Origin of the sequence: Methylacidimicrobium cyclopophantes, assembly GCF_902143385.2 — a bacterium.
Taxonomy (GTDB): domain Bacteria; phylum Verrucomicrobiota; class Verrucomicrobiia; order Methylacidiphilales; family Methylacidiphilaceae; genus Methylacidimicrobium; species Methylacidimicrobium cyclopophantes.
Window position 1 is genome coordinate 1 of sequence record NZ_CABFUZ020000195.1, and the last position, 11,984, is coordinate 11,984.

Consider the following 11,984-nt stretch of genomic DNA (forward strand, 5'->3'; position numbering starts at 1 on the left):
CGCGGCGGGGGAGAAAGCAGACGACCGGTTTTGACAATCTCTTCCGCCTGCCGAGCATCCAGGGTCTCGTAATCCAAGAGCGCCTTTGCCAATGCTTCTATCCGCGTCCGATTCTCGACGATCAGGTTCTTCGCACGCTGATAGGCTTCTTGGATCAGCCGCTGGACTTCTCCATCGATCGCCTCGGCCGTCGCTTCGCTGTACGCCCTCGACATTCCCAAGTCCCGGCCGAGAAAAGTCATCGTCGGATCGTCCGCATAGTGAACCATCCCAAGTTTTTCGCTCATGCCCCATTCGCAAACCATCCGTCGTGCATACCAGGTAGCCTGCCGAATGTCTCCGCTGGCCCCGCTGGAGATATCGCCCAGAAAAATCTCCTCCGCCACGCGGCCTCCCATTGCGACGCATAAGCTGTCGAGCAGCTCCTTCTTCCTGGTATTGTAACGATCGGTAGCCGGTAGCATCATCGTCACTCCGAGAGCCGGTCCTCGCGGGATGATGCTCACCTTGTGTAGGGGATCCGTATGCTCCAGAAGGACGTTGAGAAGAGCGTGACCCGCCTCGTGATAGGCGGTGATCTGTTTCTCCTCGTCGCTCATGGCTAAGCTCCTTCGTTCGCGACCCCACCGAACCTTATCGCGAGCCTCTTCCAGTTCGGACTGTCCAATCGCTTCTTTCCCACGGCCGGCAGCCAAGAGAGCCGCCTCGTTGATGAGATTGGCCAACTCGGCTCCCGAAAAGCCGGCGGTTCCCCGAGCCAAGGCGAGAAGATCGGCCTCTTTTGCCAATTTTACCTTTGCCGAGTGAACCTTCAGGACTTCCTCGCGACCCCGGATATCCGGCAAGTTGACACGGACCTCGCGATCGAAGCGGCCTGGACGGAGCAAGGCGGCATCGAGCACATCCTTGCGGTTCGTCGCGGCAATGACGATCACACCTTCCTGGGATTCGATGCCATCCATCTCGACGAGCAAGGCATTCAGCGTCTGCTCTCGCTCATCGTGCCCACCGCCCAAGCCGGTCCCGCGGCTGCGCCCGACGGCATCGATCTCATCGATGAAGACGATGCAAGGAGCATGCCGACGGGATTGCTCAAACATGTCCCGGACCCGTGACGCCCCCACTCCGACGAACATCTCGACGAAGTCGGACCCGCTGATGCTAAAGAAAGGCACGTCGGCTTCACCCGCAATCGCCTTGGCCAGCAGCGTCTTCCCGGTGCCGGGAGGCCCGACCATCAATACGCCCTTGGGAATGCGCCCACCCAGCTTCTGGAAACGCTTGGGTTCCTTGAGGAATTCAACGATCTCCTGAACCTCTTCCTTGGCTTCCTCGATTCCCGCTACGTCTTGGAAGGTAACTTTGGTCTTTTCCCCGGAGAGAAGCCTCACCCGGCTTTTCCCGAAACTAAACGCGGTTTTCCCCGCCATGCGGATCTGCTGCCGGAAGAGTAGGTAGAGGGCCAGAATGAACAGAAGGAATGGGAGGATGCTGAGAAGTGCCTGACCCCAAAAATTGTGGACTACTCGGATGTCGACCTCCGGGAAGCCTTTGGCCGCGAGAAGATCGTGGAGATCGCGATTGAAATCGAGATCGACGATTGTCCGAAAAGGGACTAGGACCATTCCTCCCGGAGCATCGGGCGATGGCTTCATGAAGCGCCCTTCCAGGTAGGTCTGCCCATTCGAGGTATCTCGGACAAAGGCGATCGACTTCACCTGCTTCTGATCCAGAAGCCGGACGAGCTGCGGGAGCGTTTTCGCTTCGACGGGAGACCCCTGCCCGGCACCTACGAAATAGAGCAGAGCCGAGAAGACAAAAGCGATCCCGAGGAAGAAGACCAATCCCTTCCACTTGCTCTCTCCGGGACCCCTCTGGTCCCTCCAGGAGGGATCATTCTTCTTGCCCCGAGAAAGCTTGTTTTTTTCGGGAAATTGGGTAGGCGACGACGCCATCGTAGTATTCTCCTTCCGTCAGAGTGTCGGCCTGAAGCCGTCGGGTTTCTCTCTCACAAATTTTGCAGCCGAGGTAGGGAAGACAAACCCGGCCGTAAGGCGGGGAAATCCATTTTGCCAACCGCAGGAGAACGCTTGTGGAGCATGACGGGAAAAGCATACCACCGCTCCGCTCGACTCGCAAACGCGGCCGGGATCCAATCCCGTCACGCCCCCACTCCGATCGCTTTTCGGAAAGGACGGACAGCGGGATGAACCCGGTAGTAGGTATCTCGTGCCACAGGCTCCCGTCCGCTCTCCCGGATCGCTGCCGCCAGATCGTCGGCCTTTTGCGAAACGGGGTTGTTCGAGCCCGCCATGTGAAAAATCTTCTCCTCCTCGATGGTCCCATGGAGATCGTCGGCGCCAAACGAAAGGGCGATCTGGCCCAGAGGCAGTCCCGAACTGATCCAATAGGAAGTGATATGGTCGAAATTGTCGAGATAGATGCGGCTGACCGCGATCGTCCGCAGGATGTCCAAGGCGCCGGCCCGTCGAATGTGGGAAAGCTTTGTGTTCGCCGGCTCGAAAGCAAACGGTACAAACCCGCAAAACCCTCCCGTCTCCTCCTGCAGCTCGCGCAGTCGCCGTAGGTGATCGACTCGGTGTGCTGGCTTTTCGACGTGCCCGAAGAGCATCGTCGCCGTACTCTTTTTTCCCATCCGATGCCACGTGCGGTGGACCTCCAGCCACTCCTCGGCTGTTTCTTTCCCTCGACAGATCTCGTCTCTGACCCCGGCGTCGAAAATTTCCGCTCCTCCCCCGGTGAGGGAGTCGAGGCCCGACTCGGCCAGCTCCTCCAAGACCTCCTGAATCGACCGGTGAACGATCCGATCGGCCATATGACGGATCTCCACGGCGGTGAATGCCTTGACCATCATCCCCGGGCAACGTTCCTTGATCGCAGCGATCAGATCTCGGTAATAGGAAAAGGGCAGCTTCGGATGGAGTCCCCCGACGCAATGCACCTCGACCGCCCCCCGATTCCAAGAGCGATAGGCCTGCTCGGTCAACTCCTCGACCGAATAGAGGAAAGCTCCCGGTTGCCCCGCTCGGCGATAAAAGGCGCAAAAGCGACAGCTCAAGAGGCAGATGTTGGAGTAGTTGAGATAGCGGTTCACAAGATAGGAAGCACGTAAACCGTTTTTTCTCCGGGAAATCAGGTCGGCCAAAGCGCCTACGGCGGCCGTATCCGGACAATCAAAGAGCCGCAGCGCGGCCCTTTCGTCGATCCTCTCCCCCGCAACGACCCTCTCGGCGATGTCGAGGATGTCCGCCTTTCGGCAGACATCCCAAAAGCCTGTCACAGCCATAGACTTCCGATGACCCCCAGTAAAAGCAGCAAGCTCACCGCCACGTTGACCTCGAAAAACGCCACGTTCAGGGCTCGTCCATCTTTTTTTCGACAGAGCCGATGCTCATAGAGGAGTGCTGCCCCGGCAATCGCGCAAGCCAACCAATATGCCCCCGAGAGATTTGCCTGCAAGCCGAAAGCAACCCAACCGACCCAAGCAGCCCCATGGAGAATCTGCGCCACCCGAAGCGTAGTAGCCGCCCCGTAGCGGGCCGGAAAGGAATGGAGGCCAAGCCGAAGATCCACCTCTCGGTCCTGCAAGGAGTAGATGAGATCGAACCCAAAGGTCCAAGAAAGCACCGAAGCCGCAAGCAGGTACGGAGCAACGCTCGTCAACTCGCCCCGGACCGCCGCCCAGGCCCCGAGAGGGGCCAGGCCTAGAGCGAGGCCTAAAAGAGCGTGGCAAAAGGAGGTAAAGCGCTTGGCATAGGAATAGCCCAAAATGATGACGATAGCCGGCAACGCGAGAAGGCGGCAGAGTCCGTTCAGGAGCAAGAGCCCGCTACCAAAGAGCGTAAGCCCTCCGAGACAGAGGGCCAGAGCTTCCCAGCGGCTCGCAAGCCGACTCCTCTCTGCTGTCCGCGGATTTTGCTGGTCGATCTCCCAGTCGACATACCGGTTGAAGGCCATGGCCGCAGTACGGGCTCCTACCATGCAAACCAGGATCCCTCCAAGAATCGACGCTGTCGGCAGCCCTCGGGCAGCCACCAGCATGGAAGCGAGGGCAAATGGAAGCGCAAAGAGCGTATGGCTGAACTTGATCAGTCGCAGCAAGTTCGCAATCCGAATCGACGGATGCGACCCTACGCTTGTCACGATTTGCTCTCCTTCCATCGAACGGCTAGATCATTCGGTATTTGCAAATGGTCGAGCACGCGAGCAACCACGGTGTCGACCAGGTCCAGGACGCTCGCGGGCTTCCCGTAAAACGAAGGGCAAGCCGGAATCACCACCGCTCCGGCTTCGATCAAGGCCACCATGTTCCGCGCCTGGATCAAATTCCACGGCGCCTCCCTTGGAACGAGAATCAGCCTTCGCCCTTCCTTTAAAAAGACGTCCGCCGCTCTACCGATCGCTCCTTCGGAGACACCGTGCGCAATTCGACCCGCCGTCCCCATCGAGCACGGGATGATGACCATCGCCGAAAATGGATTCGATCCGCTGAGGAAGGGAGCCTCCATGGAACGCTGTCCGTGGAGGATGAAGCGAGACGGAATCACGAAGCTCCCCTTCTCCAACTCCTCTCTCGCCACATGACGCGCGCAATCGCTTATCACTACGTGGACCTCGTGATCCCCATGCTCCAAGAAGGAGAAAAGCCGCTGTGCGTAAAGCGCACCGCTCGCTCCGGTTACCGCGACGACCAAACGCATGAGCAGTCTATCGCCGCAGGTCGAGAGCCTTGCGGCTTCCTCCCATCCGCCCTCTCGGCGAATCCAGATCCGCGCGGTCCGCTCGAGGGAAGTTCGACCGCTCCGGTTCCGCTACACCAGATCGTAATCCCCACCGGAGAACCCGGAATCGTCCGAATCGTCCTCCGCAAGGCTCGCGGAAGAATCGCCTGGCTCTTCTGGATCTTCGCAGCAGGTGGGCGGCTCCTCGGTGGGCGCCTCTTGCGCATGCGGCTCCCCCAAAGACCGTGCCGGCGGCGGATCGGGCTCGACGAACACCTCGAGCGGAGGCTGCGGTCGCGGACCAAAGACTCGATCGAGCATCCCACCCATGATTGCGCCCAAACCCATCCATCCCGCAGCCTTCGCCACCTCGCCCATGGGATGCGAAGGGGACGCAACCGGATTTATCGGAGCCGCCGGTCGTTCCTCCTGCCGAGACGGTGCATCGAGTCGGGTTGTGATCCCATGCTCGGGAGCCGCTGGCCGATCCGCGATGTGCGCCGCGATCACCTCCCGCAAACCTTCCACGGAAGGGGTAGGAATCGGGTAGGGGAAAATTAGCGGAGCCGTCTCCTCGGTGCTTCCGCTCTCCCCCTTGCGCAAGGTATCGGCAAGCCATTCCCGTTCGGCCGGCGAAAGGACCGCCGGACTGAGATCGAGCACTACGGCTTCCGGGGCATCAATCCCTCTGCGCAGAGCTTCCACAGGATCGACAGGACAACGAAGTTTCATAGTTCCTCCGAAAAAGAGTACCCAACGCTAGCCCTTCCCATCCCGCCTGGCAAGCTGCGCTTCTCCAGAGGGCTGCATGCCCTTTTCTTCCTTATTCCCTCTCGACCAGGCCGAGGACGTCTTCCATCGAGTACATTCCGGGAGGCTTCCCCACCACCCAGCGTGCCGCGCGGAGCGAGCCCAACGCGAAGGTATCCCGCGTTTCGGCCCGGTGTGTGAGTTCTAAAACTTCCCCGGAACCCGCAAAGAGGACGGTATGGAGTCCAACGATCTGCCCCGCCCGGATCGCATGAATGCCGATCTCCTCCGCCTTTCTCGGGCCCGGTTCTCCCTCTCTTCCATAGCGAGCCGCTTTCTCCAGCGAGATCCCGCGCACCTCCGCGACGATTTCCGCCAACCGGCGCGCCGTTCCGCTGGGTGCATCCCGTTTTTCGCGATGGTGGGCTTCCACGATCTCCGGATCGAATCCTTCACCCAGAACCGCAGCCGCTTTTCGCACGAGGTAGAAGAGCAGATTGACCCCGGTCGAAAAATTTGGCGCCCGGACGATGGGAATTCTCTCGGCTGCCCGACGCACCCGAAGGAGTTCCTCCGGGAGATGCCCCGTGGTTCCAATCACGAGCGGCTTGCCTGCGGCTGCGCTCGCTTCGGCGACGACGGTGGAGAACGCGTGGGAGCTGAAATCGATGGCGACATCGCTCCGGAGCAGAGCCGGCTCCAGCGCATCGCCTTGATCGATTGCCCCCGCCACCTCCCATTCCCCAAGTCGACGCGCCTGAGCGAGTACGGCCCTCCCCATACGCCCCTTTGCGCCCGTTACGGCCAACCGAATCATACGCTCGTTCCTCCTATTCCATCCCCACGAGCGATAAGGTCTTTTCCAGCCGAGCTTGGTTGTTCGGCTGGAGGGGAACAAGCGGGAGACGCACTTCGGGCGTGATCCAACCCCGGAGCGAGAGCGCCGTCTTGATCGGCACCGGATTGGTTTCTACGAAAAGATCGCGAAAGAGCGGGTAAAGCCTCCGATGCAGGCGCTCCGCCTCCCGGATGTCGCCGGCCAGAAAGGTCTGAACAAGATCGACAACCGCCTTCGGCAACAGATTCGAGGCGACGCTGATGACCCCTACCGCCCCCACGCTCAAGAACGGCAAGGTCAACGAATCATCCCCGCTTAAAAGGGCAAATTCGTCGGGGAGCAGCTGACGAAGCTGGCTGAGGCGGTCGACCGAACCGCCGGCCTCCTTTAAGCCGATTACGCTTTTGTGCTCCTGGGCCAGTGCCAGAACGGTCTCAACGGCAATCTCGACGCCACATCGGCCGGGAATGCTGTAGAGGACAAGCGGCAGTCGTGTGCTTTGCGCAATGGCTGAAAAGTGAGCGTAGAGCCCGGCTTGACTCGGTTTGTTGTAATAAGGAGCCACGAGCAATGCCCCGTCGGCTCCCGCCTCTTCCGCCGCCCGCGTAAGCTCGATCGCCTCCGCCGTGCTGTTGGATCCGGTACCTGCAAGGACTGTCACTCTCCCAGCCGCAAACTCGACCGTTTTGGCGATCACCCGAATATGCTCCTCGTGGGTCAGCGTCGGAGATTCTCCCGTAGTTCCTACGGGGACCAATCCGGCTACCCCGCCCTCGATTTGTGCTTCCACCAACCGCCGCAAAGCCTCCTCATCCACGACACCTCCGCGAAATGGCGTGACCAGCGCGGTATACGTCCCCAAAAGCCTCATTCGCTCACCTCCATCTCTCCCGTAAACACCTTCGTCGCCGGACCTTGAAGCCAAACCCTGCGGAATCCATCGCCCGCCCGCTCGAATCCGACTCGAAGGCTCTCTCCGCTCCGAACCAGGACCGAAACAGGGGACGGGAGTCCCTTCGCCAAGTGCGCGACCAGAGCCGAAGCGGTGACCCCAGTCCCGCAAGCAAGCGTCTCCCCCTCGACTCCGCGTTCATAGGTCCGAACCGCGATTCGATCCGGACCCTTCACTTCCACGAAATCGGCATTCGCCCCTTCAGGAGCAAAGTCCGGCAACCATCGCAGCTCTCGTCCCAGCTCCTCCACGTCGATCCGCTCCACATCCCTCACGAAGACCACAAGATGAGGCACGCCGGTATGAATCCAGTGTACCTCGAGCGGCCCATGCCGTGTGGTCACCAGTCGCCGCAGGCGCGCCGATTCGGGATCTGGCATCGAAATGGAAACCTCCTCTCCAAGGAAAGAGGCTTTCACTATCCCGGCCCCGGTGAGAAAGATAAGAGGATCCCCTTCCGACCCTGGCAAAAGCGGCTGCAAAAAGCGGGCGAAGCAACGGGCTCCGTTTCCGCAGAGAGATGCTTCTCCTCCATCGGAGTTGTAATAACGCATCCGGATACGATCTTCTTTCGCATCGGTCTCTGCGACGAGCATGCCGTCGGCGCCGATGCCGAAGTGGCGATCGCAGAGCCGAGCGATTTGATCCGGCCGGAGTCGGAGACGGCCGTCTCGATTATCCACGAGCACAAAGTCATTGCCGGCCCCAGTCATTTTCGTAAACTGAATCTTCATTCGTAGACGCAAAGTTTTGTTCGAATCGCATTTTTTGCAAAGGAATTGCACAAAAAACGTTGGACTCCCCTTTCTCTAACCCCGCCGCTGCACGCGCCCACCCTTTTATCGGTGTCATTGATTCTGGAATGGGCAACCTCCGAAGCGTCGAAAAGGCTCTCGCCTTCGTCGGAGCTACTCCTCGACGTGTCAGGAGCCCGGACGAGTTAGCAGAGGTAGCAGGCGTCGTTCTCCCCGGAGTCGGAGCCTTCGGCGATTGCGCAGTCCGTCTCGCGCAAACTGGATTGTGGTCTCCGCTGCGCGATTGGGCGAGCAGCGGCAAGCCCTTCCTCGGTATCTGTCTGGGCTATCAACTCCTTTTCGAAGAAAGCGAGGAGAGTCCCGGGGTACCGGGCTTCGGACTCATTCCCGGCAAGGTGATCCGGTTTCCGGAAAGAGTCGGGAAGGTTCCGCAAATCGGCTGGAACACGATCCGAATCGTGCGCGAAAGCGAGTTCACCTATGACATCCGCTCGGGAGAGTTCGTCTATTTCGTTCACAGCTATTTTCCGCTCCCTCGGGACCCCGAGTGGACTGCGCTGGAAACCGACTACGGCGTTCCCTTCGCCAGCGGCGTCCACCGGGCTGCTCTCTTCGCGGTCCAATTCCATCCGGAAAAGAGCCAGCGGGTAGGGTTGCGGCTGATGGCGAATTTCGTCGAAGTCACCGCGCGCCGCGAGGCCGCTCTCTCCTCTTCATCGTGAAGATTTACGCCGCCATCGACTTGCTCGACGGCAAGGTCGTGCGCCTTCGCCAGGGAAAACGGGATTCCGCCACCATCTACTCGGACGACCCGCTTGCTACCGCACTCCGCTGGGAAGCGGAGGGAGCGGATGGGTTGCACATCGTCGACTTGGAGGGAGCCTTTTCCGGATCCTCTTCCTCCTTGCCTTGGTTGGAAGCCATCGCCAAACGAGTTCGCATCCCGATCCAGCTCGGCGGAGGACTCCGAACCGAAGGGGTCGTGGAGGAAGCTCTCCGCCGGGGAGCCTCGCGAGTCGTCATCGGAACTCGGGCTTGGGAAAGAGAAGACTTTCTTCCGAGCCTCGCCGCCCGATTCGGCTCGGATCGGCTCGTCGTCGCCCTCGATGCCCGCCATGGCGAAGTTCGCGTCGCCGGCTGGGAGCGAGGTACGGGACGGAAGGTGATCGATGCGGCGCGATTTGCCCAAGAGCGGGGTGCCGGCTTCCTCCTCTATACTGATGTTTCCGTCGATGGCATGCTCTCCGGCCCGGACCTGGAACGAACGAGGGAGCTTGTCGAAGCCGTTGCACTGCCCGTCTTTGCCTCGGGAGGAATCGGGAAAGCCGAGGATCTTCGCGCTCTGCAACGGATTCCGCGTCTCTATGGAGTCGTCCTGGGCCGAGCCCTCTACGAGAATCGGCTCTCCTTGCAGGAGTGGCAAAAAGAAGCCGGCGAGGTACGGTCCTGAAAATCAGCGCCTCCGCTCGCCTCGGCACGGCGATGGCAGGCGTTGCCGTCCGAAACCGAGGAATCTATGCCCCGACCTCGTTGGAGGAGAAGCGAAAGACGATCGCAAAAATTTCCGAAGACTGACCGATGCGAACGGGAGGGCCCCAAGTACCCGCACCGCGGGTGACGACGATGTGGGTCTTCCCTTTGCGCTCATACCCATACGGGAGCGGAAAGAGCCGGGAAACGATATAGTTGACGGGCCAAAACTGTCCGTTGTGCGTATGGCCGCAAACCACCAGATCAGCGCCGGCAGCAGCCGCTTCCTCTAGAGCGGAAGGCCGGTGGTCGAGCACGATGAGAGGCATACGCGGGTCGCTCTTTGCCAAAATCTCCGAGAGCGGCCGTCGCGGCCGCCCGTCGCCGAGCAACATCTTCGCCCGGTCCTCTCTGCCGACGATCCGAAGATTCCCCCCGACCTCCACGCACCGGTCACGTAAGACGCTGATCCCGTTTGCCTCCAAAAATGCCGCAGCCTCGTCCGCTCCGCAGTAGTACTCGTGGTTTCCCAGGCAGGCGAAGACTCCCCAAGAAGCGGAAAGGGAACGGAAGCGCGGCCCAACTCCGGAACGCTCCAGTACCTCGGCCGGCGCATCGACGAGGTCACCCGGGAGCAGGACGAGGTCGGGGTCAATCGATTGGATCGCCTCGACAATGCGGGCGAGTCTTTTTTCGCCGAATGTTCCGATGATGTGAAGATCTGAGGCGACGGCGATCTTCAAGAACGGCGGCAGGGAAGAAAGGCCGGCCGGGGGATCGACCGAAAGATCGAGCCTCTGCACGGCCACCTTCCGAGCGTTGATCGCCCCTTTGAGCAGCATGACCGCGACCAAAATCACCAACCCTGCAAAAGAGCCCCATCGAGGAAGGAAGCTCGCCTCGAGCCTTGCGGCCCCCGGGAAGAGCCGAAGCAAGTCCCAGGCCGTGATCCCCAGAAAGAGGTAGAGAACCGAGGGAATCCAGAGCGAAGAAAGGAGAACCGCCCAATCGGCGCTCCGGGAAGGTCTCCGTTCTTGCCAACGGCGTGCCGCGGGGTAGCCGAATACGCAGATCGCGCCGAGACAGAGATAGATTCCCCGTAGGAGAGGAGAAGCAGGGACGACGATCCATCCCCGAAGGACGACGTAGAGTCCGAGCAGCAAGTATCCAGCGATTAGGAGTGCCGAGAAGGAAATCCTCGGTATTCTCCTTGCCACGGCGTTCTCCGAACGAACTCTATTCGAGCGATGCCAAGGCCGCGTGATACTCCTGCAAGGATTTCACCCGGAACTCCTTGTGCTGTAAGGACCGGATGGCGTCCACCGTCGCCCAGGCCGCAGCCATCGTGGTCATGACGGGCACTCCCGCGGTGAGCGCGCTCGTCCGGATCTGAATCTCGTCGCGACGCGCCGTCCGTCCGCCAGGGCAGTTGATAACAAGAGCGATTTCCGCGTTCTTGAGCATATCCAGAATATTGGGGCGTCCTTCGGAAAGTTTGTGCAGCCGGTGACAAGGAACGCCTGCTGCCGCAAGTGCGCGACCAGTTCCCGCCGTGCTGAAAATCGTAAAGCCGAGTTCGTGGAGAGCGCGCGCGATCCGGGCGGCTTCTTGTTTGTCTTGATCCCGAACGCTCAGAAAGACATTTCCCCGGAGCGGAAGGCTCGGCGAGGCCGCCGTCTGCGTTTTCGCGTAGGCGAGCCCGAGATCCTCATCGATGCCCATTACTTCTCCGGTCGATTTCATTTCCGGCCCGAGGAGAATATCGACGCCGGGGAATCGACGGAACGGGAAAACCGCCTCCTTCACGCAATAGTAGTTGGGGATCACTTCCCGTGTGAATCCGAGCTCGGCGAGCGTCCGCCCGGCCATCACCTTGGCGGCGAGCTTGGCCAGCGGCACCCCGATCGTCTTGCTGACAAAGGGAACGGTCCGGGAAGCCCGGGGATTGACCTCAAGCACGTAGAGCGAGTCGCCCTTGACCGCAAATTGTACATTCATCAGCCCCTTGACTTCGAGCTCAAGCGCCAGGGACCGAACCGCTTGACGGATCTCCTCCTGAACAGCCGTCGAAAGGGTCGGAGCCGGGATCACGCAAGCGCTGTCGCCGGAATGGACTCCGGCCTGCTCGATGTGCTCCATGATGGCTCCGACGACAACGGTTTCTCCGTCGCAAAGGCAATCGACGTCGACCTCCGTCGCTTCCTCCAGAAATCGGTCGATCAAGATCGGTCTCTCCGGCGAAACGAGAAGAGCCTCTCGGACATAGCGGCGCAAATCCTCTTCGGTATACACGATTTGCATCGCTCTCCCACCGAGGACGAAGGAGGGTCGGACGAGGATCGGATAGCCGATCTCGGCTGCCCCGGCAATCGCCTCCTGCTCGTTTCTCCCGGTAACGCTCGAAGGCTGACGTAACCCGAGCTTCGCCACGAGCTCGGTGAAAAGCTTGCGATCCTCCGCCCGCTCGATCGAGCGGA

12 protein-coding genes are annotated in these 11,984 nt (G+C 60.4%); 2 read left to right on the forward strand and 10 right to left on the reverse strand.

What is annotated here, in order from left to right; translation table 11 throughout:
- The 8 genes from ftsH to dapF all read right to left on the reverse strand — a co-directional run.
- A partial coding sequence (gene ftsH / locus FN369_RS08575) for an ATP-dependent zinc metalloprotease FtsH (RefSeq protein ID WP_142525745.1) occupies positions 1-1,955 on the reverse strand: 1,955 nt, incomplete at its 3' end.
- A 206-nt stretch (positions 1,956-2,161) separates the two neighbouring features.
- Positions 2,162-3,307, reverse strand: a complete 1,146-nt coding sequence (mqnE, locus tag FN369_RS08580) for an aminofutalosine synthase MqnE (protein ID WP_142525746.1) — start codon at positions 3,305-3,307, stop codon at positions 2,162-2,164.
- Entirely contained in the window at positions 3,298-4,164 is an 867-nt protein-coding gene (locus tag FN369_RS08585; RefSeq protein WP_246189637.1) for a UbiA-like polyprenyltransferase, read from the reverse strand. Before FN369_RS08585 ends, mqnE begins: the two co-directional genes overlap by 10 nt.
- Positions 4,161-4,721, reverse strand: a complete 561-nt coding sequence (locus tag FN369_RS08590; protein ID WP_142525748.1) for a UbiX family flavin prenyltransferase — start codon at positions 4,719-4,721, stop codon at positions 4,161-4,163. The genes FN369_RS08585 and FN369_RS08590 overlap by 4 nt, the downstream gene beginning before the upstream one ends.
- Before the next feature lie 111 nt (positions 4,722-4,832).
- A complete protein-coding gene (locus tag FN369_RS08595; protein WP_142525749.1) occupies positions 4,833-5,474 on the reverse strand; it encodes a hypothetical protein in 642 nt (213 codons plus the stop codon).
- A gap of 91 nt (positions 5,475-5,565) precedes the next feature.
- Positions 5,566-6,309: a 4-hydroxy-tetrahydrodipicolinate reductase gene (dapB, locus tag FN369_RS08600; protein WP_142525750.1), complete on the reverse strand. Its 744-nt coding sequence runs from the start codon at positions 6,307-6,309 to the stop codon at positions 5,566-5,568.
- A 13-nt stretch (positions 6,310-6,322) separates the two neighbouring features.
- Positions 6,323-7,201, reverse strand: a complete 879-nt coding sequence (gene dapA, locus FN369_RS08605; protein ID WP_142525751.1) for a 4-hydroxy-tetrahydrodipicolinate synthase — start codon at positions 7,199-7,201, stop codon at positions 6,323-6,325.
- Entirely contained in the window at positions 7,198-8,016 is an 819-nt protein-coding gene (gene dapF, locus FN369_RS08610) for a diaminopimelate epimerase (RefSeq protein ID WP_142525752.1), read from the reverse strand. The genes dapA and dapF overlap by 4 nt, the downstream gene beginning before the upstream one ends.
- Positions 8,017-8,144: 128 nt before the next feature.
- Between dapF and hisH the strand changes: the two genes are divergently transcribed.
- Together hisH and hisA are read left to right on the forward strand one after the other, a co-directional pair.
- Complete coding sequence (gene hisH / locus FN369_RS08615; protein ID WP_142525753.1) at positions 8,145-8,759, forward strand: imidazole glycerol phosphate synthase subunit HisH; 615 nt, start codon at positions 8,145-8,147, stop codon at positions 8,757-8,759.
- Entirely contained in the window at positions 8,756-9,487 is a 732-nt protein-coding gene (gene hisA, locus FN369_RS08620) for a 1-(5-phosphoribosyl)-5-[(5-phosphoribosylamino)methylideneamino]imidazole-4-carboxamide isomerase (protein ID WP_142525754.1), read from the forward strand. The genes hisH and hisA overlap by 4 nt, the downstream gene beginning before the upstream one ends.
- A 64-nt stretch (positions 9,488-9,551) precedes the next feature.
- On the opposite strand, the gene FN369_RS08625 is transcribed toward hisA, so the two are convergent.
- A complete protein-coding gene (locus FN369_RS08625; protein WP_142525755.1) occupies positions 9,552-10,724 on the reverse strand; it encodes a metallophosphoesterase in 1,173 nt (390 codons plus the stop codon).
- A gap of 19 nt (positions 10,725-10,743) precedes the next feature.
- A partial coding sequence (locus FN369_RS08630; protein ID WP_142525756.1) for an ATP-binding protein occupies positions 10,744-11,984 on the reverse strand: 1,241 nt, incomplete at its 5' end.